The sequence below is a fragment of the Pseudonocardia kunmingensis genome (genome assembly GCF_006716445.1).
GTDB classification, from domain to species: Bacteria; Actinomycetota; Actinomycetes; order Mycobacteriales; family Pseudonocardiaceae; genus Pseudonocardia; species Pseudonocardia kunmingensis.
In genome coordinates this window covers 2,317,710-2,342,382 of sequence record NZ_VFPA01000001.1, presented here as the reverse complement: position 1 = coordinate 2,342,382, position 24,673 = coordinate 2,317,710, and the positions used below count along the sequence as shown (strand labels likewise).

Sequence of the window (24,673 nt, the reverse complement as noted above, 5' to 3'; positions counted from 1 at the left end):
TGGTGGGTGGACCCGATCACACACACCCTAGTTACCGCGAGGTAGCACTCAAGGGTCCGAGCGCGCCAGTTCGCGGTCCGGCGGGGCCAGCAGCCCGCGGTCGTAGGCGATGCTGACGGCCTCGGTGCGGCTGCTCGCGCCGAGCTTCGCCATCACCCGCGACAGGTGCACGCTCACCGTCTTCTCGCTGATGAACAGCTCGACGCCGGCCTGCCGGTTGGTGAGCCCCCGGGCGACGAGCACCAGGACGGAGCGCTCCCGCGGGGTGAGCGGGTGGGGCCCGGCGGGCTCGGGTCGCGCGGTGGGCGGCGCGTCGTCCAGCGCGACCCCGGCCCGCTCCGCCAGCCCGTGCACCGCCTCCGCCAGCGGTGCGGCACCGAGGGCCCGCGCCGCGGCACGGGCCCGGCGCAGGTCCGGTGCGACCTGCGCGCGCTCCCCGGTGGCCAGCGCGGCCTCGGCACCCCGCCACAGCGCGTACGCCTGGCGGTAGCCCGGTGTCGCCGCCCCGCCGGTCTCGTAGGCGAAGGCGCTGACGACCTCCCTCCACGAGGCCGGATCCGGCCCCACCAGGCGGGTGAGCTCGGCCCGTGCGCACGTCAGCCACGCCCGCCCCTCCGGCCCGAGCCGCCCGGCCCGGGGCAGGCCGCGCTCGGCCGCTTCCTCGGCCACGCGCACCATCTCGGTCGCAGCCGCGACGGCCTCGTCGTGGGGTTGCAGGCCCGCAGCGGCCATGTCGGCGTGGGCGGCGGCCCCCAGCGCGCCGAGCATGAGGCGACCCAGGTGCGGGGCGAGGTCGGAGTAGGCGCCCGTGTTCAGCCCCGCGACCGCCTCGCGGACGCAGCGGGCCGCCTCGTCGGGCCGGCCCTGCCAGAGGGCCGCTTCCGCGCCCGCCTGCCCGACCAGCGTGATCACCTGCTCGTCGACGGGCGCCGACTCGCGCAGCTCCGCCAGCCGTCGCTGCGCGGCCGCGAACCGGCCGCGCCCGACCGTGGTGAGCAGCCCGGCGGCCGCGAGCCGGAACGCCACGGTGGCGGACACCGACTCGCCCGCGATCTCGGCGGCGGCCTCGGCGGTGTCCCACTCGCCCCGCATGTAGCGGGTGATCACGTGCGCCACCCGCAGCTCGAGGCCGTAGGCGCTCCACGTGGTGCCGGTGGCGTCGGCGCGCTCGCCGCCCGCCGCGAACTCGGCGGCGGCCTCGGCCAGCCTGCCCTCGTCGAGCAGCGAGATGCCGACCGCGTAGAAGGCGCGCAGCTCCACCGCGAGGTCGCCGGACCGGCGGGCCAGCGGCTTCGCCTCGGCCAGCAGCTCACGTGCGCGCTCCGGATCGCCGCCGTACTCCGTGCACACGGCGAGCGTGACGAGCGCGTCGGCAGTGGCCGCGTGCGCGTCACCGTCGGGGTCGACCGGGACCTGGCGCGCGACCCGCAGCGCCGTCTCCGCCTCGGCAACGGCCTCGGCGAAGTGGTCGAACTTGGCCAGGACGCGGGCCAGCACGGCGTGCGCCCACGCCTGTTCGACCGACGCCGGCTCGTGGGCGATGAGCTCCACCGCGTGCCGGGCGGCGGCGAGGGCCTCCTGCTCGTGACCGGCCAGGTCGAGCAGGCGCAGCGCATAGCGACGCCCGATCGCCGAGCTCAGCCCGGGGTCCTGGTGTTCGTCGACCAGCTCGAGGGCACGGCGGCCCAGCGCGATGCCGCGGTCGGGGTCGCCGGTGCTGCTCGCGCCCCACGCCGCCCACCGCGTGAGCCTGGCCTCGCCGATGCCGGCCACGCCCTCGGCGTCCGGTACCGCCGACCACAGCTCGAGGGCACGCTCGGCGTGCAGCAGCACCTCGGCGGGTGCCTCGCGGTCGGCGGCCTCGGAGGAGGCCTGCACGGACGCGGCGAGCGCCAGCGGCAGGTCGTGGCCGGCCATCGCGTGGTGCGCGAGCTCCGCCGCGTGCCCCGGCTCCGCGACGCCGCGCGGGCCGGTGCCGCCGGGCACCGCGAGCAGCGCGGCGTAGGCGGCGTGCAGCCGGCTGCGCTCGCCGGGCAGCAGCTCGTGGTAGATGGCCTCGCGCAGCAGCGCGTGGCGGAAGGCGTAGGCGTCGTCGGTGCCGGCGGGTTCGTCGTGGGCGGCCACCAGCACGTGGTGCGCGACAGCCTCGCGCAGCGCCTGCTCCAGCTCGTCGACCGGGAGGCCGGACACCGCCGCCAGGCGCGCGTGGCTCACGCGGCGCCCCGCCACCGAGGCGATGCGCAGGACCCGCTGGGTGGTGGGTGAGAGCCCCTCGACGCGCGCGACCAGCACCTCGACGAGGCCGTGCGGCAGCCCGTCGCCGGCCGCGCTCACCAGCTCCTCGGCGAAGAACGCGTTGCCCTCGCTGCGACGCGCCACGCCGTGCAGCACCGGCTCGGGGAGGCTGCCGTCGGCGAGGCGGCGCACGAGCTCGAGCGCCTCGTGGTGCTCCAGCGGAGCGAGGTCGATGCGCTCGACGGCGGGCAACCGCACCAGCTCCGACAGCACGGGACGCAGCGGGTGGCGGCGGTGCAGGTCGTCGCTGCGGTAGGTGGCGAGCACGACCAGGCGCTGGCCCCGCAGCCGCGAGAGCAGGAAGACGAGCAGGTCGCGGCTGGAGCGGTCGGCCCAGTGCAGGTCCTCCACCACGAGGAGCACGGGTGCGGCCGCGCCGAGCTCCTGGAGCGCGGACAGGACGGCGTCGAACACCTGCAGCTGGCCGAGGTCGCGCCGCTCGCCGGTGGTGTCCGGGCGGGTGAACCCGCCGGGGAGCAGGTGCCGCAGCGCGACGTGCTCGGCCACGAGCGTGGGGTGGGTGGCCGCCAGCGTGCCGACGACCTCGGTGAACGGGAGGTACGGCAGGGCCGACTCGGCGGTGTCGAGGCACCGGCCGACCAGCACGGTGAAGCCCGCGGCCGCGGCCCGGCCCGCCGCCTCGGCCACCATGCGGGACTTGCCCACCCCGGCGTCGCCGGCCATCAGCAGGCCTGCGGGGGTGCCGGCGGCCGCGCCGTCGAGTGCAGCGGTGAGGGCCGACACCTCGTGCCGGCGCCCCACCAGCTCGATGCCGACCCCCAACCGCGCCACGCCGGTCATCGTGGCACGGCGTACCGACGTTCTGCGCTGTCGTTGTGGGGTGCAGCAGTGCACTGTGCGCGATCGGGCCCCGGCGGCGCGGACTGCGGTAACCGCGGCGGCTCGCTCCGCGGCGTCCCCCGCCCGCGCCGCCCGGCCCGGCGCACGAGCCGGGCGAGCCGGAAGTTCTCGGCGTCGGCGAGCAGCCCGGCCCGGTGGGATTCGGACTGGACGGACAGGTGCGAGATGTCGATGAACATGCGACCAGGTTCGGCCTGAGGGCGCTGCCCCGGCATCGGTCGTCCACGTCGTCCTGGCGCCCGGCGCGGGGTAAGGGGTCGGCGTTCCCCCTTACGGTCCCCTGAGCTGCGTGAACCTCCTCACGCGGCACGACTGCGACCGGCGCCTCCTGATCCGTCCGACCCGCACCGCACGGCGGCCGGTACGACGCTCACGCACGGCTCGGACCGATCTGGACGAGGTGATCGCAGCGAGTCGCACGTCGGCGCGGGCGGCACGACCGTGGTGTACGACTGGGATCGATCTGTGTGTGGCCGGCGGCTGGAGGCGTGATCGGCGGATGTGGTGCTGGAGTCGCAGCCGTGCGGGTCTGCAACCGCATACGCTGATCAACCCTCGGGGCGGCCTTTGGAACGTCGCCGTGCCGCCTTCGCGGGAGCCGTCGGTGGTGCGGGTTGCGTGAGCGCGCCCGTCCCCCGGCTCGCGGCCCGGTTCTGCGGGTGAACGGAACCCCAGGGTTGTTCGGTCATGCCGGGACAGCTCTGGTGTTCCGTTCACCCGCGAACGGGGCGGCTCGGCGTTCTCGCGGGAGCGGCTGCGGTGGGCGCGCCGTTCCCGGCTCGGGGCGAGCTGCACCACGCCTCGGCCCTGGCTTTCCACGCGGTCGCTCCGGCGCCGAGCGTGATCTGCCGATCCGGTGGTGGCCGGGTTGGCACAACTACCGAGTGACGTGGTCGTCCGGGCGGCCGTCCCCGACCTGGCGGCACGCCCGTTGACGACGAGCCCGTCTCTGCCGGGTGCCACGCCACTGGCTGTGGTGCCGTTCCCGACCCCGTGCCACGGTCACGATCAGTGAAATCGGGAGCTGACCTGCAGCGCTGCAGCGCATGTCGCGATTCCGTCGATCATGAGCTGCGACGGCCCGCTGATCACCGGATCCGCACGGGTAGAGGGGTGCACCGGGACCACCGCAAGACGCGTGGCACCCGGCAGAGACGTGCTCGTCCCTGGACGGGCGTGCCGCCAGGTCGGGGACGGCCGTCACGGTGACCACGATGCTCGGTAGTTGTGCCAACCCGACCACCCGCCCACGGATGGGGACGGCCGTGGCGTACTGCTCGAAACGATCAGGCGCGATGATCGCTGCGAGGCGCGCCTCACGGCTGTCGTGGCCGCGCCGGTGCGCGGCTCGTACGGATCACCGCCGGTGCCGGTCACTCCGGTGGCGTCAGCAGCCCGCGCTGGTAGGCCCGCACCAGGCGGCGGGGGACGAGATGGCGGCGGCCGGCGATCGTCACCGGTACCAGGTCCGGTGGGGTCGCCTTCCACTGCGCCCGCCGGCTGCGGGTGTTCGACCGCGACGTGCGGCGCTTCGGGACGGCCATCAGTGCTCCTCCTGCTCGGTCCGCGCGGACACGGCCGGCAGCCCGGCCGGGGGTCCGCAGGGGTCGGTGTGCCACCAGCCGAAGGGGTCGGGCAGGGCGCGCCACGACTCCTCGCCCGCCGCGAGCTCGGCGTCGGTCAGCAGTGCGGCGCTCAGCCGTTCCTCGACCTCGGCCGGGTCGGCGTCGTGGACGAGCACGACGAGGTCCTGCGCGCGGTCCCCGAACCGCGGGTGCCAGCCCAATGACGCCATGGCCCGCCGTTCCGGCGACGCCTGCGCCCACGCCCGCTCGCCCGCGCCGTCGAGCCAGTCGCCCGCGTGCCCGATCTGCAGCCCGCCGCCCGCCGACTCCAGCCACAGCACGGCGTCCGGGCGGGTGGCCAGCCAGATCCGCCCGCGGGTGCGGACGACGCCGTCGAGCAGCGCGTCCATCGCCTCGTGCAGGCGCTCGGGGTGGAACGGGCGGCGCGCGGCGAGGACGAGCAGCTGCACACCGCAGTCGCGGGCGAGCGGGGGCTGCCCGCGCAGCAGCGGTGCGTGCACGTCGTCGGGTCGGCCACGCCGCGCGGAGGGCGGGAGGTCGGCGAGCAGCGCGCGCTCGTCGAGCGCGGCCAGGTGCACCCGCTGCGCGGAGGGCGCGAGGCGGGCGAGCACGGCGTCGGTGCGGGCGAGCTGCCACGCGTCCGCCGTGCCGGTGTGCACCAGCAGGTCGGCGAGCTCCGCCTGCCCGACGGCGACCTGCGCCAGCGTGCGCTCGTCGTCGGGCAGCTCGGCGAACCCGCGCTCGGCCACGGTCGCGTCGCCGGTGGCGTCGTCGAGCCAGCTGCCGGCGTCCACGCAGGTGAGCACGCCCCGCAGGTCCACGCGGTCGGTGATCGGCGCCCCGTCGACGAGCACGTGCAGCAGCGACCAGCAGACCTGCTCGGGCTCGAGCGCGGGGTCGAGGTGCAGCACGATGCGCCGCGGTCCGCCCGGCCCGGAGAGCGCGTGCAGCTGCGGCAGCAGGTCCTCGCGCAGGGTGCACGAGACGCAGCCGTGGGCCAGCTCCAGCACGGTGTGCTCGTCACGGGCGCCGTGGCGCAGCCTGCGGTGCACCCGGCCCGTCGCGACGCCGCGCAGGTCGTGGTGCAACACGGCGACGTCCGGGTCGAGCGCCCTGATCCGGGCGGCGGTGGCCTCCACGCCGGGCTCGTGCAGCCCGGTGAGCACCAGCAGCTCTGGTCGGGTCACGTGGTCCTCCTCGATCGGTCTGGGTTAGCCTAGATGAAAATGGATGTCGTTACGAAGGAGGGTCCATGGCGCGCAACGATGTGCGGCCGATCGTGAAGCTGCGGTCGACCGCGGGCACCGGCACGACCTACGTCACGCGCAAGAACCGGCGCAACGACCCGGACCGCATGGTGCTGCGCAAGTACGACCCGGCGGTCCGGCGCCACGTCGAGTTCCGCGAGGAGCGCTGACGTGCCCGGCCGGGAGCGCCGCCCGCTGAAGCGCAAGGCCAACCCCCTGCACACGAGGGGGATCACCGAGGTCGACTGGAAGGACGTGACGATGCTGCGCACCTTCGTCTCCGACCGCGGCAAGATCCGCGCCCGCCGGGTGACGGGCCTGACGCCGCAGCAGCAGCGGCGGGTCGCCGTCGCCATCCGCAACGCCCGCGAGATGGCGCTGCTGCCCTACCCGCACGCCGGGAGGGGCTGAGGTGTCCCGGCGCTGCCAGCTCACCGGGGCCGAGCCCGGCTTCGGCCGGTCCGTCTCGCACTCCCACCGCCGCACGAGCCGCCGGTGGGACCCGAACATCCAGTCCAAGCGCTACTGGTTCGCGCGGGAGGGGCGGTACGTGCGGCTGCGGATCTCCGCCGACGCCATCCGCACCATCGACCGGATCGGTGTCGCCGCCGCGGTCGCGCGGATCAGGGCCCGAGGGGAGAAGGTCTGATGGCCACGAAGGGGAAGATCGCGCGCAACGAGCACCGCAAGGCGGTGGTGGCGCGGTACGCGGCACGGCGCGCGGAGCTGAAGGCGGTCGTCGCGCGGCCGTCGTCGACACCGGAGGAGCGCGCCGACGCGCAGCGCGCGCTCGCCCGCCAGCCGCGGGACGCGAGTGCCACCCGGGTGCGCAACCGCGACGCCGTCGACGGTCGCCCGCGGGGGTACCTGCGCGCCTTCGGCGTCTCGCGGGTGCGGGTGCGGGGGCTCGTGCACGAGGGCTTCCTGCCGGGGGTGCGCAAGTCGAGCTGGTGACCGGGGTCCCCGCGCAACCCCGTGGCGGGGGTTGTGTAGCATCGTCAGCGGCCGTGCGGGAGTGACCGACCGTCCGGCCTGCCGCCCCTTTAGCTCAGTCGGCAGAGCGTCTCCATGGTAAGGAGAAGGTCTACGGTTCGATTCCGTAAAGGGGCTCAGCGCGCTGGGAGTGACCAGCGTCGCGAAGCGGTGTAGCTCAGTCGGTAGAGCAAGCGGCTCATAATCGCTGTGTCGCCGGTTCAAGTCCGGCCACCGCTACCAGACACGAGAGATACACAGCAGGAGGCACCCGCGATGGCGAAGGCCACCGACGTCCGGCCCAAGATCACGCTGGCGTGCGAGCAGTGCAAGCACCGGAACTACATCACCAAGAAGAACCGGCGCAACGACCCCGACCGGCTCGCGATCAAGAAGTTCTGCCCGAACTGCGGCACCCACCGCGAGCACCGCGAGACGCGCTGAGCGTGCCGAACGCGGCGTACGTCGGTACGGCTCTGCCGCCGACGGCCCCGTACCGGGTCGGCCGGGAGAAGGTCCGGGAGTTCGCCCTCGCCATCGGCGAGGGCGCTTCCGTGTGCCTGGACGTCGAGGCCGCCCGCGCGGCCGGTCACCCCGACGTCGTGGCGCCACCCACGTTCGCGGTGACGTTCACGATGCCGGTGATCGAGGCGTTCCTGCGCGACCCGGACTTCGGCTGGGACTACTCGCGCATGGTGCACGGCGACCAGTCGATCACCCTGCACCGCCCGATCCACGGCGGTGACGACCTGGTCACCACCATCCACGTCGAGGACCTCAAGACCCGGGGCGGCAGCCACATGCTGACCCTGCGTTGCGAGGTCGCCGACACCGGCGGCGAGCCGGTGGCCACCACGCGCCTGCTGCTCGTCACCGCGGCGCAGGAGGCGTCATGACCGCCGTCGGCCCCGAGGTCGGCCCGGAGGTCGGCACCGAGCTGCCGCCGCTGTCGGTGCGCGTCACGCGCGCCGACCTCGTGCGCTACGCGGGCGCGTCCGGGGACTTCAACCCGATCCACTGGAGCGACCGCGTCGCCGGCGCCGTCGGCCTGCCGGGCGTCATCGCCCACGGCATGCTCACGATGGCGCTGGCGGGGCGGCTCGTCACCGGGTGGGTGGGCGACCCGGCTGCGGTCCGCAGCTACGGCGTGCGCTTCACCCGGCCCGTCGTGGTGCCCGACGACGACGAGGGCGCTCTCGTCGAGTTCACCGGCAAGGTCACCGCGGTCGGCGAGGGCGAGCACGGCGAGCGCATCGCGAAGGTCGCGATCACCGCTTCCTTCGACGGGAAGACGGTGCTGGGTCGCGCCGTGGCCGAGGTCGCACTCGGATCGGGATCCGCGTCCGCGGGCTGACGCGCGGCGTTCGCGACCGCTGAACCGGCCTCCGCGGCCTCCGACCGCGCACCTGCCACCACCCGACGAACCGATCAGGTGGAGCCCTGCTGCTCCGCTTGCCCGGCGTGGTGGTCGGGTCGATCCTGCCCCCGGCAGGTTCTCGCGACGCGGAAGGAGCACGACGTGCAGTTCGGCAAGCTCGTGGACAAGGCGTGGGAGGACAAGACGGCGGCCGAGATCCTCAAGGCTCCGCCGTCCGCGCTCGAGGGGCTCACGGAGAAGCACGACGAGGCGCTGAAGGCGATGGGCGTCAAGACGGTCGGCGACCTGGGCAAGTGGAAGTACGCCACCCGGGCCGCGGCGCTCGTGGCGCTCGCCGAGCTCGACAAGTGACGCCGCGGACGGGCCCGGTCGCCCGGGCCCGTCCGCCGTCGTCTCAGCGCGCCTCGGCCAGCAGGGCGCCCATCCGCTCCACGCCGGTGCGCAGGTCGTCGTCGCCGAGTGCGTAGGAGAGCCGGAAGAAGCCGGGGGTGCCGAACGCCTCGCCGGGCACCACGGCCACCTCGGCGTGCTCCAGCACGGCGGCCGCCAGCTCCACGCTCGTCGCCGGCCGCGCGCCCCGCAGCTCCCGGCCCAGCAGCTGCTCCACGGAGGCGTAGGCGTAGAACGCGCCGCGCGGGGTGGGGCACTCGACGCCGGGGATCGCGCGCAGCAGCTCGACCATCGTGCGCCGCCTGCGGTCGAAGGCCGTGCGCATCTCGACCACCGCGTCCAGCGAGCCCGAGACGGCCGCCAGCGCCGCGCGCTGCGCCACGTTGCAGACGTTGGACGACAGGTGCGACTGCAGGTTGGTGGCCGCCTTGACGACGTCGGCCGGGCCAGCCAGCCAGCCGACCCGCCACCCGGTCATCGCGTAGGTCTTCGCGACCCCGTTGAGCACCACGCAGCGGTCGGCCAGCTCGGGCACGGCCACCGGCATGGAGACCGCCTCGGCGTCGTCGTAGACGAGGTGCTCGTAGATCTCGTCCGTGATCACCCACACGCCGTTCTCGACGGCCCAGCGCCCGACCTCCTCGGTGAGAGCGCGGGAGGCGACGGCGCCGGTCGGGTTCGAGGGCGAGCACCAGACGAGCACCTTGGTGCGCTCGGTGAGCGCGGCGTCGAGCTGGGCGACCGAGGGCAGGAAGCCGGCTTCCGGGCCGCAGGTCACCTGCACCGGCACCCCGCCCGCGAGGGTGATCGCCTCCGGGTAGGTCGTCCAGTACGGGGCGGGCAGCAGGACCTCGTCACCCGGGTCGACCAGCGTGGCGAACGCCTGGTAGACGGCCTGCTTCCCGCCGTTGGTGACCAGCACCCGGGACGCGGAGAGCTCGAGCCCGGAGTCGCGGAGGGTCTTCGCGGCGATCGCCTCCCGCAGCTCGGGGAGGCCGGCCGCGGGGGTGTAGCGGTGGTTGCGCGGGTCGGCGCACGCGGCCTCCGCGGCGGCGACGACGGCGGCGGGCGTCGGGAAGTCCGGCTCGCCCGCCCCGAAGCCGATGACCGGGCGGCCCGCGGCCTTGAGCGCCTTCGCCTTCGTGTCGACCGCCAGCGTCGCGGACTCGGCGATGCCGCCGATGCGGGCCGAGACCCGGCCGCGGGTGGCGGGGGCGGACGAGGTGGTCGCAGCGCCTGGAGTCATGTCGGGCATCCTGCCCGCAGGAGACGCCGACCGGCCGCCGGGGGCGCACCGGGGGTGTGCCGTGTCGGGAGCCGACACGAGGTGCCGTACACTCGAGTAGCTGGGTGCGTCGCTCCGCGATGTGCTCCTCCGTCCGTGGGCCGGGTGTTCCGGGCGGGGTTGGTCTAGGGGTGTAGCTCAATTGGCAGAGCAGCGGTCTCCAAAACCGCAGGTTGCAGGTTCAAGTCCTGTCACCCCTGCCACTGCAGGATGTGCTGGATCGAGACGTGGGGAACGAAACGGCGGCCGAGCCGCGGGTGAGCTGGAGGATGCGGCGTGACTGAGGAACGCGAGGCGAGCGGGAACGGGCGGGAACGCCCGAGCACCGCCGCCGACCGTCGGGGTCGGCGCTCCGGCCCGGCGCCCACCGGCGACGGCAAGGGCGGACGGGCCGCGGTCCGCGAGGCCCGGCCGGCACGCGCGTCGTTCTTCAGCCGGATCGCCAGGTTCCTGCGCGAGGTGGTCGCCGAGCTGCGGAAGGTCATCTGGCCGACCCGCAACCAGCTGGTCACCTACACGATCGTCGTGCTGGTCTTCGTGTCGTTCATGGTCGCGCTGGTCTGGCTGCTGGACTTCGTGTTCGCGCAGGGTGTGTTGTTCCTGTTCGGCACGTGACCACCGGCACGCACCACACGACGAAGGAAGCGAGAGGCACGTGACCGAGCGCGAGGCCGACCAGCTCGATGCCGCGGCGGACGCCGAGCAGGGCATCGAGGAGCAGTCCGCGGCCGACGCCGCCGAGCACGCGTCCGTCGACGCGGCCGACGCCGACGCCGACGAGGCTGTCGACGGTGCCGCCGCCGAGGCGGCCGACGACGAGACCGCGGACGACGAGACCGCCGAAGAGGCGGGCGAGGGCGCCGCGGATGCCGCGGGGCCCGACGCCGAGCCGGAGGCCGAGGCCGACCCGGTCGAGGAGATGCGTGCGGCGCTGCGCCGCGCGCCGGGCGACTGGTACGTCGTGCACTCCTACGCCGGCTACGAGAACAAGGTGAAGACCAACCTCGAGACGCGTGTGCAGACGCTCGACGTGGAGGACTACATCTTCCAGGTCGAGGTGCCCACCGAAGAGGTCACCGAGATCAAGAACGGGCAGCGCAAGCAGGTGCAGCGCAAGGTGCTGCCCGGCTACATCCTGGTGCGGATGGAGCTCAACGACCAGTCGTGGGGCGCGGTGCGCAACACGCCCGGCGTCACGGGGTTCGTGGGCGCCACCTCGCGTCCGTCCCCGCTGACGCACGACGACGTCATCAAGTTCCTGCTCCCGCGCGTCGAGGCGAAGCAGCCGGCCGCGGCGGGCGCCGGTGGCGCCAAGGCCGACTCCGGCACCGGGGCCGCAGGCAAGGCCACCGTCGAGGTGGACTTCGAGGTCGGCGAGTCGGTCACGGTGATGGACGGCCCGTTCGCCACGCTCCCGGCCACCATCAACGAGGTCAACGTCGACGCCCAGAAGCTCAAGGTGCTCGTCTCGATCTTCGGCCGCGAGACCCCCGTCGAGCTGGCCTTCAGCCAGGTCTCGAAGATCTGACCCCCGTCGCGGCAGGCAGGGCCGCGATGTGCACAACCACGACAGGGAATAGACATGCCTCCCAAGAAGCGGAAGCTCTCCGCGATCATCAAGCTCCAGATCAAGGCGGGCGCCGCGACGCCCGCCCCGCCGGTCGGCCCCGCGCTCGGCCAGCACGGCGTCAACATCATGGAGTTCTGCAAGGCCTACAACGCCGCCACCGAGTCGCAGCGCGGCGACGTGGTGCCCGTCGAGATCTCGGTGTACGAGGACCGCTCGTTCACCTTCGAGCTCAAGACGCCCCCCGCCGCGCGGCTGCTGCTCAAGGCGGCCGGGGTGGACAAGGGCAGCGGCGAGCCGCACGTCAAGAAGGTCGCGTCCGTGACGATGGAGCAGGTGCGCCAGATCGCGGAGACCAAGATGCGCGACCTGAACGCCACCGACATCGACCAGGCGGCGAAGATCATCGCCGGCACCGCGCGGTCGATGGGCATCACCGTCAACGGCTGATCCAGCCGAAGTTCGCGTGGGAGAGCCGGGCGCGGCTCGCACCACGACCTGACCGATTGAGGACAGAGCACATGGCACAGCGCAGCAAGGCGTACCGCCAGGCCGCCGAGAAGATCGACCCGAACCGGCTCTACAGCCCGCTCGAGGCCGCCGGGCTGGCGAAGGAGACCTCCAGCGCCAAGATGGACGCCACCGTCGAGGTCGCGATGCGGCTCGGCGTGGACCCCCGCAAGGCCGACCAGATGGTCCGCGGCACCGTGAACCTGCCTCACGGCACCGGCAAGACGGCGCGAGTGATCGTGTTCGCCACCGGTGACAAGGCCGCCGAGGCCGAGGCCGCAGGCGCCGACGTGGTCGGCGCCGAGGACCTGATCGAGCGCATCCAGGGCGGCTGGCTGGACTTCGACGCGGCGATCGCCACGCCGGACCAGATGGCCAAGGTCGGCCGGATCGCGCGCATCCTGGGCCCGCGTGGCCTGATGCCGAACCCGAAGACCGGCACCGTCACCCCGGACGTCACCAAGGCCGTCCAGGACATCAAGGGCGGCAAGATCAACTTCCGGGTCGACAAGCAGGCCAACCTGCACCTCGTCATCGGCAAGGCCTCGTTCGACACCGAGAAGCTGGTGGAGAACTACGGCGCTGCCCTCGACGAGATCCTGCGGGCGAAGCCGTCGGCCGCGAAGGGGCGCTACGTCAAGAAGGTCACGGTCTCCACGACCACGGGCCCGGGCATCCCGGTCGACCCGAACCGCACGCGCAACCTGCTGGTGGACGACACCCCGTCCGCCTGACGCACGACACGCACGAGGCCCCCGGCGCACACCGCGCCGGGGGCCTCGTCGTGTCCGGCGGGTCTCGCGAGGACGGCACCGAGCGCGCGCCTCGCGCAGCCCGGACGGGAGACTCGCGCTGTCGGGACGGGAGACTCGCGGGGCTCAGGCGGGGCGGGTCCAGTCGGCGAGGACCTGCTCGGCCGTCTCCGGCTCCGCGGGGGCGGGGGGCACCGCCGCCGGGGTGCGGGAGAACCGGGGGGCCGGGGCGGCCTGCGGGACGCCGTCGCGCTCGACGACGGTCTCCCGGGCCGCCAGGTGCGGGTGGCCGGGCACCTCGGCGAAGGCCAGCACCGGTGTGACGCAGGCGTCGGTGCCGGCGAACACCTGCGCCCACTCGTCGCGGGTGCGCGAGGCGAAGACCTCGGTGAACCGGGCCCGTAGCGCGGGCCAGCCCGCCCGGTCGTACTGGGCGGGCAGTTCCTCCCCGTCGAGGCCGAGCCCGGAGAGCAGCGCGGCGTAGAACTGCGGCTCGAGCGCTCCGACCGCGACGTGCGCGCCGTCGGAGCAGGTGTAGGTGTCGTAGAAGGGGGCGTGGCCGTCGAGGAGGTTCTCCTCGCGCCCGTCGCTCCACGCGCCCTGCCCGAGCATGCCCCACACCATCTGGACGAGCAGCGACGCGCCGTCGACCATCGCGGCGTCCACGACCTGCCCCTCGCCGGAGCGCTGCGCCTCCCACAACGCCGCGAGCACGCCCGTGACGAGCAGCATCGAGCCACCGCCGAAGTCACCGACGAGGTTCAGCGGCGGTACCGGCCGCTCGCCTGCGCGCCCGATCGCGTGCAGCGCCCCGGTGAGCGAGATGTAGTTGATGTCGTGGCCCGCGCGGGCGGCGAGCGGCCCGTCCTGGCCCCAACCGGTCATCCGCGCGTACACCAGCCGCGGGTTGCGGGCGTGGCACTCGGCGGGACCGACGCCGAGCCGTTCGGTGACGCCGGGCCGGTAGCCCTCCAGCAACACGTCGGCGTGCTCGACGAGGCGCAGGACGGTCTCGCGTCCCGCGGGGTCCTTGAGGTCGGCCGGCACGCGGCGCCGGCCGCGCAGCGTCGGGTCGGGGGCGCCGGGCGTCCCGAGCTGCAGGCCGCCGGACGGGCGGTCGACGCGGACGACGTCGGCGCCGAGGTCGGCGAGGATCATCGCGGCGTGCGGGCCGGGGCCGATCCCGGCCAGTTCCACGACCTTCAGCCCGGCCAGCGGGCCGCTCCGGTGCTCCACACGCCCTCCCATGCTCGTCGTCGCGCGCACCATACAGTCAGAGCTGACCGTCCCGCGCCGATCAGGCCACCGCGCTCGGCTCGGCCTCCGCGCCCGGGTCGAGGCGGTCGAGGTCGGCCCACGCGGCCACCACCCGGTCCAGGGCGTCGTCCATCCGGTCCCGCCGCAGGGTGAACGGCAGCCGCAGGTAGCGCTCGAAGGCGCCGTCGAGCCCGAACCGGGGGCCGGCCGCGAGCAGCACGTCGTGGCGCCGTGCCGTGGCGGTCAACCGGCTGGAGACACCGTGGCCGAGATCGACCCACAGGCTCAGGCCGCCGCCGGGCCGGGAGGGCCTCCAGGCGGGGAAGGCGTCGGCGAGCCGCGCGAGCAGGTGGTCGCGCGCGGCGGCCAGCTCGGGGCGCCGCACCGCCACGACGGCGTCCCCCTCGGCCACCAGGCGCGCGGTCAGGAGCTGCTCGAGCACCGGTCCCCCCAGGTCGACGCTCGCGCGGGTGGCGGCGAGGCGCCGGACCATGGGCGCCGACGTGCGGATCCACCCCACGCGCAGGCCGCCCCAGAACGTCTTGCTCGCCGACCCGACGGTCAGCACGAGCGGGGAGTCGGGGGCGCCGTGTGCCGCGAGGGGCGTGACGACCTGCCCGTCGAGCGCGAGCTCGGCGAGCGTCTCGTCCACCAGCAGGGTGGTGCCGGTCCGCCGGGCCAGGTCGACGAGCCGGGCGCGGTCGGCGTCGGGGAGCAGGGCGCCGGTGGGGTTCTGGAAATCAGGGATGACGTAGGCGAGCCGCGGCGCGGCGTCCCGGACGGCGGCGGTGAGCAGGTCCAGGTCCCAGCGGCTGCTGCCGTCGGGCCCGGGCGCCATCGGCACCGGGACGGCGCGCGCGCCGCGGGTGGCCAGCGCGCCGAGCGCGTTCGGGTAGGTGGGGTGCTCGACGAGCACGCGGTCCCCTGGCCCGGTCAGCAGCGTGAGCGCGAGCGTGATGGCGTGCACCGCGCCGGCCGTGACGAGCACCTGCTCGGGCCGGGTGGGCAGGCCGCGGGCGGTGTACCGGTCGGCGACGGCGGTGCGCAGCGCCCACTGCCCGAGCAGGTCGTAGCCGTGGCCCGCGAGGTGGGCGTCGAGGTCGTGGACGGCGGCGGCCGCCGCCCGCCGCAGCGCGTCCGACGGAGCGGGCAGCGCGGCGTGGGCGAGGTCGTGCAGCGCGCTGTCGCCGTGCGGGGAGAACGGTGAGGTGCTCGCCTCGCGGGACGGGCCCGCGGGCAGCCGGGTCCAGCTGCCTGCGCCGCGCCTGCTGTGCAGCGCGCCGAGCTGCCGGAGCGTGTCGTAGGCGGTGGCCACGGTGGTGCGGCTGACCGCGAGGGCCACCGCGAGCTCGCGCTCGGCCGGCACCCGCGTCTGCAGGGGGAGTCGCCCGTCGAGGACGAGCAGTCGGATCCGTTCGGCCAGGGCCTCGGCGAGGCCCCGCCCGTCCGGGGGGCGCCAGTCGCCGAGCAGCCGTCCGAAGCTGGGAGCCCCGATCCGGCGCTCGATCCCGTTCCGGTCCATGCCACTCCCGCGGATCGGCCTCGCTGCTGCAGGCCGATCCTACGAGGTGGCCTGGTTCAGACCGGTCGGCGCGTGGTCCACTCCCACTGGCCGCGGGTGAGGACCTCGAGGATGTGACCGTCGTCGTCGCGGCGCTCGGCGCTGTAGGCGTACCGGCCGGGCTGCCAGGCCTCCTGCTGCGCGACGGCGCTCAGGTACGAGTCGGCCCACTGCTGCCACTCGCCCGCGATGGAGGGTGCCGGGTCGCCCACCTCGCAGGCCACGTCCTTGAAGGGGTGGAAGTTGCCACGCAGGCCGGTCCACATCTGGACGTCGAGCCACACTGTTTCCACAGTTCGGAGTATCACCACCGTCGAACGGGCGACGCATAGACCACCCGAACGGGTGCCCGCGTTGGGCCCTATGCGTCGAGCAGGTCCGTCCGGCCGGCGGCCTGCAGCTGCTCCCGGTAGGGCCCGAACATGCCCTTCGCCATCGGCAGCACCGTGAGCAGCTTCGCGACCGGCCCCTTGGCGCGGACCTGCCCCTTCGCCAGCGCGACCGGGAGGACGACCTTGCCGAGCCAGAAGCGGTTGCCGGTGTCGGCGGTCATGAACAGCTCGACGTTCGGCTCGGGTCCCGAGCCCGCGCCCTCGTGCAGCTGCGTGTTCGGCATGTCGACGGTCAGCACGGCGTCCGGGTCGGTGTAGGTGATCCGCAGGACGATCCCCGTCGGCCGCAGCTTCTCCACCAGCGCCGGGTCCTGCATCCCCTGCCGGAAGACGCCACCGAGGAACTCGTAGACCTCGGCCTCGTCCCTGAACGCCGTCATGCCGGCCCCTCTCGTCGTCGACGGCGGCAGTCTGGCCGACGACGGACGCGGCGGGCGACCCCTCCGCCGGGCCACAGGCGGCCCGCGCGGGCCATCGCACACCGACTTCGTCGCCGACGCACCGACTGCAGTCGGTGTGCGAGCGCGGCAATCGGTGTGCGAGCGCGAAAATCGGTGTGCGAGGCGCGGCGGGGCCGGCGGCAGCGGTCGCACAACGACTTCTGACGTCAGACACCGACTGCAGTCGGTGTGCGAGCGCGGATGTCGGTGTGCGAGGCCGTCAGCGGCCCCGGTGGGGCTGCTCGTCCAGCAGGCCGTAGCGGCCGGCCAGCGCCGCGGCCTCGACGCGGTTCGCGGCGCCCAGCTTGTGCAGCAGGCTCGCGATCATCCGCTTCGCCGTCCGCTCGGAGACGAGCATCGGCTTGGCGATCTCGCTCGTCTCCAGGCCGCGGGCGAGCAGCGCCCACAGCTGCAGCTCGCGCTCGTCCAGGCGCTCGAGCAGGCCGTCGCCGGCGCGGTCCCCGGCCGCCAGCAGGGCGTCGAGCAGGTCGGGGTGCACCACCCGGACGCCGGCCGCGATCGTGAGCAGCGGCGCGACGAGCACCTCGGGGTCGGCCGACTTGCCCAGGAAACCGGCCGCTCCCGCCCGCAGTGCGGCGGTGGCCAGGCCGAGGTCCTCGGTCCCGGAGAGCGCGAGCACCCGGGTGCGGGGGTAGGCCGCGGTGATGCGCCGGATGGTCTCCACGCCACCGAGCGGGGGGAGGGCGAGATCGACGATCGCGATGTCGGCGGCCTCCCGGCCGACCAGCGCGACCGCGTCCTCGCCGGCGGTGGTCGCGCCCGCCACCACGAACGTGTCGCCCGCCCGCGACTCGAGCAGCAGCGCGAGGCCCTGCGAGAACAGGGCGTGGTCGTCGACGATGACCACGACGTACCGGCCGTCGCGCACGGGTCGGGACTCTAACGGCGGCCGCCCGTGGAACCGCCGCGGAGTCACGCCGACACGCGGGTGGTGCCACCGTCCCCACCCGTCGATCCGGGCGGATCGGCCCCTCGACCGGGGCGTGCGCCGACCGCACGGTTGCGGTGGGAGATGCTGGCGCCGTGCCCACCGACGGCCCGCGACCGGCGCTGCAGGTCCTCGAGGAGCGCACGGCCGTCGTCATCCGGCTGCTCGTCGTCTGCTCGGTGGGTGCGGCGCTGCTCGTCGAGCCGGGCATCGCGCGCGGCCGTGCGGCGGCGCTCGGCGCGCTCGTCGTGGCCACGCTGCTCTACGCGCTGGTGCTCGCCGCAGCCGAGTGGCGCGGGCGGCGGCCGCTCCCGCCGCGCCTCGCGACGTCGATCGACGCGGTGCTCGCCCTGCTGGCCTGCGGGTTCACCGGTGGTGCCGATAGCGTGATGGTGGCGATCCTGCCGCTGGTCGTGATCGCAGGGGCCGTGCGCGGCGGGGTCGTCGTCGGCCGGCTGGGCGCGCTGGCGGTGGGGGCCGGGTTCACGGCCGCGGCGCTCGCCGGCTCCGACCCGCACGTCGCGGTGCGCGACCGGTGGCTGGCCGGCGCGTGGTGGACCGGCTACCTCGTCGCCGCCGCCGTGCTGGTCGGGGTGCTGCTGCGGATGCTGGAGCGCCAGTTCGAGGCGGCCGCCGAGTCGCGGGCGCGGGCACGCGCCGAGCACGAGGCGTTCCTCGAGGAGCGTGACCTGCGCGCCCGCCTGCTCGCGGCCCAGCAGGCGCGCCTGGACGGCGTGCGCGTCGTGCTGCACGAGTTCCGCACGCCCGTCGCGTCGCTCACCGCCCTCACGGCCGACCTGGCCGCGGGCCGGCTCGCGGGCCCGTCCCGCGACGCCGCCACCGCCCTGCTCGCCGAGCACGCCGTGCACCTGCGCGACATGCTCGACGGCCTCGCCGACGTCGCCGTCGGGGAGGGCAGTCCGCTCGGGCGGGTCCGGGAGCGCCCGGTGCGGCTGCGGGAGCTGGCGGACGCCGTGCTCGACGCGGCCGGCGTCGCCCCGCAGCGCCGCGTGCCCCGCGTCGAACCGCAGGACGCCGCGGTGCGCTGCGACCCGCAGCGGCTGCGCCGCGTGCTGACCAACCTGGTGGAGAACGCCGCCCGGCACAGCGGGAGCGCGCCCGTCGAGCTGGACCTGCGCCACGTCGACGGCCGCCTCGTCGCGGAGGTGCGCGACCGCGGCCCCGGTCTGCCGCCGGGGCAGGAGGGCGTGGTCACGGCGAAGGGCGTGGCGCTGGGGGAGCGGCGGGGCACGGCCGGGCTGGGGCTGTGGATCGTCGAGGCCCTGGTGGCGGCGATGGACGGCGAGCTGCGGCTCGTCGCGCGGGAGGGCGGCGGCCTGGTGGCCCACCTGGAGCTCTCGGTCCCCGCCGCCCCGTGACCGGGGCTGGCACCCGCGGGCCAGCGGAGGAACCCGCGGCCCGCTGTGGTCGGGCGTGACCGTCGTCATGCTGGCCCCATGAAGACCACGGCGGCGGTGCTCTGGGAACTCGGCGGCAAGTGGGAGGTCGAGGAGGTCGAGCTCGACGGGCCGCGTGCGGGCGAGGTGCTGGTGGAGCTCGCGGCGAGCGGGCTGTGCCACTCCGACGAGCACCTGGTCACCGGCGACCTGCCGATCGCCTACCCGATGGTCGGCGGCCACGAGGGGGCGGGCCGTGTCGTGGAGGTCGGGCCCGGCGTCACCGAGGTGGAGGTGGGCGACCCGGTCGTCATGACGTTCCTGCCCAGCTGCGGGCGCTGCAGCTGCTGCGTGCGCGGCTACACGGCGCTGTGCGACGACGGCGCGGGCGCGACCCTGGGCCCGCAGCTCGACGGCACCTACCGCTTCCACGCCCGCGGCGAGGACGTGGGGCAGATGTGCCTGCTCGGCACGTTCGCGAAGCACACGGTGGTGCCGGTCAAGTCCGTCGTGAAGATCGACGAGGGGTTCCCGCTGCACCTGGCCGCGCTCGTGGGGTGCGGGGTGACCACGGGGTTCGGCTCGGCCGTGCGCTCGGCCGACCTGCGTGCCGGCGACACGGCCGTCGTCGTCGGGATCGGGGGCATCGGGGCCAACGCGGTGCAGGGCGCGCGCATCGCGGGCTGCCGCTACGTCGTGGCGGTCGACCCCGTCGAGTTCAAGCGGGAGAAGGCGCTGGAGCTGGGCGCCACGCACGTCGCCGCGAGCACGGACGAGGCGTGGAACACCGTCTCGAGCATCACCCGCGGGCAGCTCGCGGACGCGGCGATCCTGACCACCGGCGTCGCCGACGGCGACCAGCTGCAACCCGCGCTGCAGCTCGTCGGCAAGCGCGGGCGCGTGGTCGTCACGGCGCTCGGCCACCCCGGGGAGGAGACCGTGTCGATGTCGCTGCTGGAGCTCACCCTCTACGAGAAGCAGGTGCGCGGGGCGCTGTTCGGGAGCTCCAACGGCCAGCACGACGTGCCACGGCTGCTCGAGATGCACAACCTCGGCCAGCTGAAGCTGCAGGAGCTGATCACCCGCGAGTACTCGCTCGAGGAGATCAACACCGGCTACCAGGACATGCGCGAGGGCCGCAACATCCGGGGCCTCGTCCGTTACTGAAGGGTGGACGACGATGTCCGATCGCACCGGATTCACCAGCCTGCGCCCGCGTGGGCTCAACTTCGACTCGTTCCCGATGCGGCTGTTCACCAAGGGCAACGCCCGGCAGTGGAACCCGGCCGACATCGACCTGAGCCAGGACGCGCGCGACGTCGCGGCCATGACCGACGACGAGCGCTGGTGGACCTGCGCGCTGGCGGCGCAGTTCATGGCGGGCGAGGAGTCGGTGACGCAGGACCTGCAGCCCTTCCTCGGCGCGATGGCCGCCGAGGGCCGCCTGGCCGACGAGATGTACCTGACGCAGTTCGTCTACGAGGAGGCCAAGCACACCGAGGCCTTCCGCCGCTGGTTCGACGCCGTCGGCCTCACCGACGACCTGCACCCCTACATCGCCGGCAACGAGCACTACCTGCAGATCTTCACCGAGGAGCTGCCGGGGAGCCTGCAGGCGCTCGCGCAGGACCCGTCGCCGCGCAACCAGATCCGCGCGTCGGTGACCTACAACCACATCGTCGAGGGCACGCTCGCCCTCACCGGCTACTTCTCGTGGCAGAAGATCTGCGCGAGCCGCGGGATCCTCCCCGGGATGCAGAAGATCATCAAGCACATCGGCGACGACGAGCGCCGGCACATGGCCTGGGGCACCTTCACCTGCCGCCGCCACGTGGCCGCCGACGACGCGCTGTGGGACGCCGTCGACGAGCGGATGCAGGAGCTGCTGGTGCCCGCGATGGGCGTGGTGACCGGCACCTTCGACGCGAGCGACAGCCCGCCGCCCTTCGCCATCGACATGAACGAGATGGCGGAGTACGCGATGGACAAGCTCGGGCGCAGGCTCGGCGCCATCGAGTCGGCCCGGGGCGCGGACCTGCGCGTCATCGACGTCGACGCGAGCCCGGAGGCACTGGAGGAGCGCTTCCACGCGGAGGACTCGGCGGAGCTCGTCGCGGCGGGCTGACCCCTCAGGACCCTCCTAGGGGACGAGGGCGCCGGTCGTCGGACGGGTGCTCGCCGAGGGGCGTCCGTGGTGGGTGCGGAACACGTCGTCGGGGTCGACGGCGCGCTTGACCGCGGCCAGGCGTGCGACGTCCTCGGGCAGGTAGCCGGTGGCCAGCTGCGCGGCCGTCACGTCCGGCCCGGACAGGAAGTTCACGCACACCCCGCCGGTGCTCCACGGGGCCATGGCCGCGAACAGCCGGTCGTACGCCGCGTGCAGCGCGGGCACCTGCTCGGCCTGCGCGGCCGCGCCCGCGTACAGCACGAACTCCCCGTCGCGGCGGGCGAGCGCGCTCGGCACCGCCGCGGGCCGGGCGAGCGCCCCGCCCATGAGCCGCAGCTCGACCAGGTACGGCGCCTCCGCGTCGGGTCCGGCGTGGCGCAGCAGCTCCGCCACGCCGGCCGCGTCGAGGGAGGCCAGCACCGCGTTGCGGGCGTGGAACGGCACCGGGGTGGTCGGCTCGGCGTGGATCGACCCGACGGCCGCGTACGGCATCTCCGCGACGGTGTCGATCATCGGCCCGAGGTCGCGGAACGGCCGCACCAGCTTTCCCCCGTCCTCGGCGCTGCCGGTGAACGCGAACCGGAGGTGGACGACGTACCGGCCGCGCAGCGCGTCGGGCAGCACCGGCAGGTCCGGCATCCGGATGAGCAGGGCCGAGGAGCCCATCGCCTCGGGCGCGGTCCGCGTCCAGCCGGCCCACGTGGTCAGCGCGCGCTCGGCGTCGGCGGCGGCGAAGTGCATGCCGCCCCCGTACAACCGCGTGACCGGGTGCAGGTCGATCTCGATCGCCACCACGACGCCGAGCGTGCCCTTGCCGCCCCCGCGCAGCGCCCAGAACAGCTCGGTCTCCTCGGTGGCGCTCGCCCGGCGCAGCACGCCGTCGGCCGTGACGACCTCCAGCGCGCGGACGTGGTCGGCGGCCCAGCCGAGGCTGCGCCCGAGCATCCCGACGCCGCCGCCGAGGTGGTAGGACACCACCCCGACCTCGGGTGACGAGCCGTTCAGCGGGGCCAGGCCGTGCGCGGCGGCCGCGCGCACCAGCGCTCCGCCGCGGACGCCCGCCTCGACGCGCGCGGTGCGCGCGACCGGGTCGATCGTGATGCCGTCCATCCGGGACGTGGTGATCAGGACGCCGTCGGCGCCGCGGGACGGGCCGTGGCCGGTGGCCTGCACGGCCACCCCGAGGCCGCGGGCGGTGGCGTGGCGGACCGCGGCGACGACGTCGTCGACGGATGCGGCCGCAACGATCACCTCGGGCTCGTGGTCGACGGCGAGGTTGTAGCCGGCGCGCTCGGTGTCGTAGTCGGGGTCGGCCGGGGTGAGGAACTGGGTCATGCCTCGACTATCTGCGCGGTGACCTGCGCGAACAACGACAGGATCAGCATCGACTGATAATGTCAGGGTTATGGAACGGCGGGAGATCGAGATCTTCCTGACCCTCGCCGATGAGCTGCACTTCGGGCGCACGGCGCAGCGGTTGCTCGTCTCCCAGGCCCGGGCCAGCCAGACGATCGCGAAGCTGGAGCGGCGCTTCGGCGTCTCCCTGTTCGAGCGCACCAGCCGCCGGGTGGCCCTCACGCCCGTCGGCGCCGCGCTCCACGCCGACGTCCGGGCCGGCCACGACCGCATCGAGAAGGGCATCGCCATGGCGGTGGCGGCCGGCCGCGGTGTCACCGGCACGCTCGCCGTCGGTCTCGAGGCGCCCGCCGTGGCGGAGCTCGCCGCCGCGGTGTTCACCCGCTTCCGGGAACGGCATCCCGGCGTCGAGGTCGTGTTCCGCGAGACCGGCTTCACCGACCCGCTCGACCTGCTGCGCGACGGCGAGGTGGACGTCGTCGTCACCAACGCCCCGGTCGACGAGGAGGGGTTCGAGGAAGGGCCCGAGGTGCACCGCGAGCCCGTCGTGCTCGCGGTGGCGCGCGACCACGCCCTGGCGGGCCGGGAGGTCGTCACCCTGGCCGACCTCGACGACGAGACCGTGTTCCGGGCCGGGCGCCGTGCCGTGCCCTACCGGCGGGAGCCCGACCGCACCGCCGCCACCCTGCTGGAGCTCATGGCGCTCATCGCCGCGGGTGAGGGGGTCTGCCCGCTCGCCGCGCACGCGGCCGACTACTTCGCCCGGCCGAGCCTGGTCATGGTGCCGTTCGCGCCGGGCTCGCCCCCGGTGCGCTGGGTGCTGTGCTGGCGCCGTGGGCAGCGCACGGCCCGCGTCGCGGCGCTCGCGGCGGCCGTCGCGAGCCGGTCCTGACCGACCCCTGACCGCGATCCCCGATCGAGGTGGGCGTGCGCCCGGAGGCCGACTCTCCCGCCACTCCGCCGGGTGCCGCACCGGACGGAGCGCCACCGGTGTAGTACCCCTGGTGGACGCACTGCGCTCCGTTCGGAGCAACTTGCCGTCCCGGACCTAACTCGCGAGTAACCCACCCCACCGGACGTCGTTGAGCGGTTGTGGGCAGCCGGCCGCCCGAGCGTTGCCAGTGCCGGCGAGCCCCTCGGACCGGTTTCGGGAGGCGTCGGTGACTGGCGTAGAGGTGAAGGTGGAAGGGCTCTCGAAGTCCTTCGGCCGCGCCAACATCTGGTCCGACGTGACCCTGACGCTGCCGCCCGGCGAGGTCTCGGTGCTGCTCGGGCCCTCGGGCACGGGCAAGTCGGTGTTCCTCAAGACCCTGATCGGGCTGCTCAAGCCCGAGCGCGGGTCGATCGTCATCCACGACACCGACCTGGTGCGGTGCTCGGAGGCGCGGCTCTACGAGCTGCGCAAGCTGTTCGGGGTGCTGTTCCAGGACGGCGCGCTGTTCGGGTCCATGACCCTGTTCGACAACATCGCCTTCCCGCTGCGCGAGCACACCTCGAAGTCGGAGTCGGAGATCCGCGACATCGTCGACGAGAAGATGGCGCTGGTGGGGCTCACCGGCGACGAGCGGAAGCTGCCCGGCGAGATCTCCGGTGGCATGCGCAAGCGCGCGGGGCTCGCGCGGGCGCTCGTGCTCGACCCCGAGATCGTCCTGTTCGACGAGCCGGACTCCGGCCTCGACCCGGTGCGCACCGCCTACCTCAACCAGCTGATCATCGATCTGAACGCCCAGACCGACGCGACGTTCCTGATCGTCACCCACGACATCAACACCGCGCAGACCGTGCCGGACAACATCGGGATGCTCTACCGCAAGCACCTGGCGATGTTCGGGCCCCGCGAGGTGCTGTTGACCAGTGAGGAGCCGGTGGTCGCGCAGTTCCTCAACGGCCGCAGGCAGGGGCCGATCGGCATGTCCGAGGAGAAGGACACCGCCCAGGCGGCGCGGGAGATGGAGGAGGCGGGCGAGCTGGAGGGCCTGCCGCCGCTCAAGCCGCAGCTGCAGCCCAGCCCGGGCGTCGGGGAGCGCAGGGCCGTCGCGCGGCGTCGCGACCGCGTGCTGCAGATGCTGCACACCCTGCCGCCCGCGGCGCAGCAGGCGATCCGGGAGAGCTACGAGGACGACCCGCTCCCGTACGAGCCCCCGACCGGCCCGATCCGGCAGCCGGGGCTGCCGCCGAAGCGGACCGCGGGCATGGGCTTCGCCGCTCCCGGTGCCACCGACGTCATCGAGGGGTACGACCCCGGCTACGACGCCACCCCGTCCGTGCGGCCCTCGCCCTCGTCACGCCCCCGCTGGCGCAGGCGCTGAGG

General features: G+C 74.3%; 27 protein-coding genes and 3 tRNA genes. 20 read left to right on the top strand and 10 right to left on the bottom strand.

What is annotated here, in order from left to right:
• Positions 1-48: 48 nt before the first annotated feature.
• The 3 genes from FB558_RS11200 to mrf all read right to left on the bottom strand — a co-directional run bounded on the left by FB558_RS11200 (position 49) and on the right by mrf (position 5,929).
• Positions 49-3,096 (bottom strand): helix-turn-helix transcriptional regulator, encoded by a 3,048-nt coding sequence (locus FB558_RS11200; protein WP_142051388.1) that lies wholly within the window; start codon positions 3,094-3,096, stop codon positions 49-51.
• 1,433 nt (positions 3,097-4,529) lie between these two features.
• Positions 4,530-4,700, bottom strand: coding sequence for a 50S ribosomal protein L32 (gene rpmF / locus FB558_RS11195; protein WP_142051385.1), 171 nt, complete (start codon positions 4,698-4,700; stop codon positions 4,530-4,532).
• Positions 4,700-5,929 carry a ribosome hibernation factor-recruiting GTPase MRF gene (gene mrf, locus FB558_RS11190; protein WP_211366289.1) on the bottom strand — a complete coding sequence of 410 codons (1,230 nt, stop codon included), beginning with the start codon at positions 5,927-5,929 and terminating at the stop codon, positions 4,700-4,702. The genes rpmF and mrf overlap by 1 nt, the downstream gene beginning before the upstream one ends.
• Before the next feature lie 65 nt (positions 5,930-5,994).
• Between mrf and rpmG (FB558_RS11185) the strand changes: the two genes are divergently transcribed.
• The 10 genes from rpmG (FB558_RS11185) (at position 5,995) to FB558_RS11140 (ending at position 8,690) form a co-directional block, all read left to right on the top strand.
• Entirely contained in the window at positions 5,995-6,159 is a 165-nt protein-coding gene (rpmG, locus tag FB558_RS11185) for a 50S ribosomal protein L33 (RefSeq protein WP_142051378.1), read from the top strand.
• A gap of 1 nt (position 6,160) precedes the next feature.
• Complete coding sequence (rpsR, locus tag FB558_RS11180; RefSeq protein ID WP_142051375.1) at positions 6,161-6,400, top strand: 30S ribosomal protein S18; 240 nt, start codon at positions 6,161-6,163, stop codon at positions 6,398-6,400.
• Position 6,401: 1 nt separating this feature from the next.
• On the top strand, positions 6,402-6,638 hold the full coding sequence (rpmB, locus tag FB558_RS11175; RefSeq protein WP_142051372.1) for a 50S ribosomal protein L28: 237 nt from the start codon (positions 6,402-6,404) through the stop codon (positions 6,636-6,638).
• Positions 6,638-6,943 carry a 30S ribosomal protein S14 gene (gene rpsN, locus FB558_RS11170; RefSeq protein WP_142051369.1) on the top strand — a complete coding sequence of 102 codons (306 nt, stop codon included), beginning with the start codon at positions 6,638-6,640 and terminating at the stop codon, positions 6,941-6,943. The genes rpmB and rpsN overlap by 1 nt, the downstream gene beginning before the upstream one ends.
• Positions 6,944-7,026: 83 nt before the next feature.
• A tRNA-Thr gene (locus FB558_RS11165) sits at positions 7,027-7,099 on the top strand.
• A gap of 29 nt (positions 7,100-7,128) precedes the next feature.
• Positions 7,129-7,204 (top strand) — tRNA-Met (locus tag FB558_RS11160).
• A gap of 33 nt (positions 7,205-7,237) precedes the next feature.
• Positions 7,238-7,405, top strand: a complete 168-nt coding sequence (gene rpmG / locus FB558_RS11155; RefSeq protein WP_094926598.1) for a 50S ribosomal protein L33 — start codon at positions 7,238-7,240, stop codon at positions 7,403-7,405.
• 2 nt (positions 7,406-7,407) lie between these two features.
• On the top strand, positions 7,408-7,857 hold the full coding sequence (locus tag FB558_RS11150; protein WP_170231273.1) for an FAS1-like dehydratase domain-containing protein: 450 nt from the start codon (positions 7,408-7,410) through the stop codon (positions 7,855-7,857).
• Positions 7,854-8,315, top strand: a complete 462-nt coding sequence (locus FB558_RS11145; RefSeq protein ID WP_142051363.1) for a MaoC family dehydratase — start codon at positions 7,854-7,856, stop codon at positions 8,313-8,315. Before FB558_RS11150 ends, FB558_RS11145 begins: the two co-directional genes overlap by 4 nt.
• A gap of 165 nt (positions 8,316-8,480) precedes the next feature.
• Positions 8,481-8,690, top strand: coding sequence for a hypothetical protein (locus FB558_RS11140; protein ID WP_142051360.1), 210 nt, complete (start codon positions 8,481-8,483; stop codon positions 8,688-8,690).
• 43 nt (positions 8,691-8,733) lie between these two features.
• On the opposite strand, the gene FB558_RS11135 is transcribed toward FB558_RS11140, so the two are convergent.
• On the bottom strand, positions 8,734-9,975 hold the full coding sequence (locus tag FB558_RS11135; RefSeq protein WP_142051357.1) for a pyridoxal phosphate-dependent aminotransferase: 1,242 nt from the start codon (positions 9,973-9,975) through the stop codon (positions 8,734-8,736).
• 166 nt (positions 9,976-10,141) lie between these two features.
• Between FB558_RS11135 and FB558_RS11130 the strand changes: the two genes are divergently transcribed.
• The 5 genes from FB558_RS11130 to rplA all read left to right on the top strand — a co-directional run bounded on the left by FB558_RS11130 (position 10,142) and on the right by rplA (position 12,825).
• Positions 10,142-10,217, top strand: a tRNA-Trp gene (locus FB558_RS11130).
• Between the two features lie 73 nt (positions 10,218-10,290).
• Entirely contained in the window at positions 10,291-10,629 is a 339-nt protein-coding gene (gene secE, locus FB558_RS11125) for a preprotein translocase subunit SecE (RefSeq protein ID WP_142051352.1), read from the top strand.
• A 40-nt stretch (positions 10,630-10,669) separates the two neighbouring features.
• A complete protein-coding gene (nusG, locus tag FB558_RS11120; protein ID WP_142051348.1) occupies positions 10,670-11,542 on the top strand; it encodes a transcription termination/antitermination protein NusG in 873 nt (290 codons plus the stop codon).
• A 54-nt stretch (positions 11,543-11,596) separates the two neighbouring features.
• Positions 11,597-12,031 (top strand): 50S ribosomal protein L11, encoded by a 435-nt coding sequence (gene rplK / locus FB558_RS11115; protein WP_142051345.1) that lies wholly within the window; start codon positions 11,597-11,599, stop codon positions 12,029-12,031.
• Between the two features lie 71 nt (positions 12,032-12,102).
• Complete coding sequence (rplA, locus tag FB558_RS11110; protein WP_142051342.1) at positions 12,103-12,825, top strand: 50S ribosomal protein L1; 723 nt, start codon at positions 12,103-12,105, stop codon at positions 12,823-12,825.
• 144 nt (positions 12,826-12,969) lie between these two features.
• On the opposite strand, the gene FB558_RS11105 is transcribed toward rplA, so the two are convergent.
• The 5 genes from FB558_RS11105 to FB558_RS11085 all read right to left on the bottom strand — a co-directional run bounded on the left by FB558_RS11105 (position 12,970) and on the right by FB558_RS11085 (position 17,382).
• The gene (locus tag FB558_RS11105; protein WP_246106364.1) at positions 12,970-14,079 is read right to left on the bottom strand and encodes a CaiB/BaiF CoA transferase family protein; all 1,110 of its coding nucleotides are present in this window, start codon (positions 14,077-14,079) and stop codon (positions 12,970-12,972) included.
• Positions 14,080-14,140: 61 nt separating this feature from the next.
• The gene (gene yczR, locus FB558_RS11100; protein WP_142051333.1) at positions 14,141-15,622 is read right to left on the bottom strand and encodes a MocR-like transcription factor YczR; all 1,482 of its coding nucleotides are present in this window, start codon (positions 15,620-15,622) and stop codon (positions 14,141-14,143) included.
• Between the two features lie 56 nt (positions 15,623-15,678).
• On the bottom strand, positions 15,679-15,954 hold the full coding sequence (locus tag FB558_RS11095; RefSeq protein ID WP_142051330.1) for a hypothetical protein: 276 nt from the start codon (positions 15,952-15,954) through the stop codon (positions 15,679-15,681).
• Positions 15,955-16,022: 68 nt separating this feature from the next.
• Complete coding sequence (locus FB558_RS11090) at positions 16,023-16,433, bottom strand: sterol carrier protein (RefSeq protein WP_142051327.1); 411 nt, start codon at positions 16,431-16,433, stop codon at positions 16,023-16,025.
• A 280-nt stretch (positions 16,434-16,713) separates the two neighbouring features.
• Positions 16,714-17,382 carry a response regulator gene (locus FB558_RS11085; protein ID WP_142051324.1) on the bottom strand — a complete coding sequence of 223 codons (669 nt, stop codon included), beginning with the start codon at positions 17,380-17,382 and terminating at the stop codon, positions 16,714-16,716.
• Positions 17,383-17,537: 155 nt separating this feature from the next.
• Here FB558_RS11085 and FB558_RS11080 point away from each other — a divergent pair, with 155 nt between their 5' ends.
• The 3 genes from FB558_RS11080 to FB558_RS11070 all read left to right on the top strand — a co-directional run bounded on the left by FB558_RS11080 (position 17,538) and on the right by FB558_RS11070 (position 20,964).
• Positions 17,538-18,821 (top strand): sensor histidine kinase, encoded by a 1,284-nt coding sequence (locus FB558_RS11080; protein WP_246106363.1) that lies wholly within the window; start codon positions 17,538-17,540, stop codon positions 18,819-18,821.
• Positions 18,822-18,899: 78 nt separating this feature from the next.
• Positions 18,900-20,006, top strand: coding sequence for an NDMA-dependent alcohol dehydrogenase (locus FB558_RS11075; protein ID WP_142051318.1), 1,107 nt, complete (start codon positions 18,900-18,902; stop codon positions 20,004-20,006).
• 13 nt (positions 20,007-20,019) lie between these two features.
• The gene (locus FB558_RS11070; protein ID WP_142051315.1) at positions 20,020-20,964 is read left to right on the top strand and encodes a R2-like ligand-binding oxidase; all 945 of its coding nucleotides are present in this window, start codon (positions 20,020-20,022) and stop codon (positions 20,962-20,964) included.
• A 15-nt stretch (positions 20,965-20,979) separates the two neighbouring features.
• Here the strand turns inward: FB558_RS11070 and FB558_RS11065 are convergent, their stop codons facing one another.
• Positions 20,980-22,341 carry an FAD-binding oxidoreductase gene (locus tag FB558_RS11065; protein WP_142051312.1) on the bottom strand — a complete coding sequence of 454 codons (1,362 nt, stop codon included), beginning with the start codon at positions 22,339-22,341 and terminating at the stop codon, positions 20,980-20,982.
• Between the two features lie 70 nt (positions 22,342-22,411).
• Between FB558_RS11065 and FB558_RS11060 the strand changes: the two genes are divergently transcribed.
• Complete coding sequence (locus tag FB558_RS11060; RefSeq protein WP_142051309.1) at positions 22,412-23,254, top strand: LysR family transcriptional regulator; 843 nt, start codon at positions 22,412-22,414, stop codon at positions 23,252-23,254.
• A gap of 268 nt (positions 23,255-23,522) precedes the next feature.
• Positions 23,523-24,671 (top strand): ABC transporter ATP-binding protein, encoded by a 1,149-nt coding sequence (locus FB558_RS11055; RefSeq protein ID WP_246106362.1) that lies wholly within the window; start codon positions 23,523-23,525, stop codon positions 24,669-24,671.
• Positions 24,672-24,673 lie beyond the last annotated feature (2 nt).